This is a genomic window from Hymenobacter sp. (genome assembly GCF_035709525.1).
Classification (GTDB): Bacteria; Bacteroidota; Bacteroidia; order Cytophagales; family Hymenobacteraceae; genus Hymenobacter.
This window is the reverse complement of record NZ_DASTEP010000182.1, coordinates 1-2,079: the sequence shown is the minus strand read 5'-3', so window position 1 is coordinate 2,079 and position 2,079 is coordinate 1. Positions and strand designations below refer to the sequence as shown.

1 protein-coding gene is annotated in these 2,079 nt (G+C 65.1%); it reads right to left on the bottom strand.

What is annotated here, in order from left to right; genetic code table 11:
* Nucleotides 1-1,994 (bottom strand): NAD-dependent DNA ligase LigA (gene ligA / locus VFO93_RS16355; protein ID WP_325135444.1); only part of this gene is annotated, 1,994 nt, incomplete at its 3' end.
* Nucleotides 1,995-2,079 lie beyond the last annotated feature (85 nt).

The following is a 2,079-nucleotide window of genomic DNA, read 5'->3' as shown; positions in this document are numbered from 1 at the left end:
AGCGCCAGCAGCTCATTCTCCGAAATAATTGGCACTTTGAGCGTGGTAGCCTTCTCCCGCTTGGCCGGCCCCATATTGTCGCCGGCCACCAAGTAGCTCAGCTTCTTGGAGATGGAGCCCGTGATTTTGCCGCCGTGCTGCTGAATCAGGGTTTGCAGTTGCTCGCGGCTGTAGTTCTCAAACACGCCCGAAAGCACGAAGGTGAGGCCCGCCAGGCGGTCGCTCACGGCTTTCGGCGGCTCGCCGCTTACTTCCATTTGCACGCCGGCCGCCGCGAGACGCTGCACCTGGGCCTGGTTTTCGGGCTGCTGGCACCAGATGGCCACGGCATCGGCCGTGACGCCGCCCACGTCGGGCACGGCGGCCAGCTCGGCGGCGGGAGCGGCCATGATGGCGGCCATCGTGCGGTAGTGCTGGGTTAGGCGCTGCGCGCCGCCCTCGCCCACGTACCGGATACCCAGGCCGAACAGCACCCGCTCGAAGGGCACGGTTTTACTTTTCTCGATGCCCGCGATGAGGTTGTCGATGGACTTCTCGCCTAGGCGGTCGAGTACGATGAGCTCGGCCCGGCGCTGGGGCAGGTCGTAGATGTCGGCGGCCGTGGCTACCAACCCCAGGTCGAAGAAACGGCCCACGGTTTCGGCCCCTAAGCCGTCGATGTTCAGCGCCTTGCGCGATACGTAGTGTTCGAGCCGGGCCTTGAGTTGGGGCGGGCAGCCGCGCTCGTTGGGGCAGCGGTAGTGCGCCTCGCCTTCGGGGCGCACCAGCGGCGTGCCGCAGGCGGGGCACTCGGTGGGGAAGCGCACGGGCTCGGCTTCTGCGGGCCGTTCGGCGAAGTCCACGCCGGTGATTTTGGGGATAATCTCGCCGCCTTTTTCCACGAATACCATGTCGCCAATACGCAGGTCGAGCAGGGCTATCTGGTTGGCGTTGTGCACGCTGGCGCGCTTCACGATGGTGCCAGCCAGGGGCGTGGGGTCGAGCAGGGCCACGGGCGTCACGGCCCCGGTGCGGCCCACGTTGTAGATGATTTCGCGCAGGCGGGTGCGGGCCGCCGCCGCCGGAAACTTATAGGCGATGGCCCAGCGCGGGCTTTTGGCCGTGAGGCCCAGCTGGTCTTGCTGGCGCAGGTTATCTACCTTAATCACAATGCCATCAGTATTCACCGGCAGCTCGAAGCGCTTCTGCGCCCACTCGTGAATGTAGGCCAGTACCTCCTCGATATTGGCGCAGCGCTGCCAGGTGGGCGATACGGGCAGGCCCCAGGCGGTGGCGGCCTCCAGGCTCTCGCTGTGGCTGGCAAAGTGCCGGCCCGGCGTGAGCACCGAGTAGGCGTAGAAGCGCAGCCGCCGCGCCGCCACGGCCGCCGAATCCTGCAATTTGAGCGCGCCGCTGGCGGCGTTGCGGGGGTTGGCGAGCAGGGCCTCGCCGTTTTGCTCGCGCTCCTGGTTGAGGTCGCTGAACACCTGATTGGGCATGAAGACCTCGCCGCGCACCTCGACATCGGCCGGAAAATCGCCGTGCAAATGCAGCGGCAGCGTGCGGATGGTGCGGACGTTGGCCGTGACCACGTCGCCGCGGGTGCCGTCGCCGCGCGTTACTCCTTGCTGTAAGTCACCGTTTTCGTAGTGCAGACTCATGGCCACGCCATCGAATTTCTGCTCGCACACATAGCTGTACGGTGCACCTTCGAGGCCCTTCTGCACGCGCTCGTCAAACTCGCGCAGGTCGTCTTCCGAGTACGTATTGCCCAGGCTCAGCATGGGGTAGCGGTGCGCGGCGGTGGCAAACTGCTTGGTGATGGTGCCGCCCACGCGCTGGGTGGGCGAGTTGGGCAGGGCCAGGTCGGGGTAGGCTTTTTCGAGCTGGTTGAGCTCGGCCAGCAGGGCATCGAACTCCTGGTCCGATACCTCCGAAATATCGTGCTGATAGTACTGGGTATTAAGGTGATGCAGGCGCTGGGTGAGCTGCTGAATGCGGGATTGGGGTTCCATGAGGGGAGGGTGGGGAGGAACGGAAATAGGAGGGAGTTAAACTAGCGCGTCCGTCATGCTGAGCTTGCCGAAGCATCTCTACCGC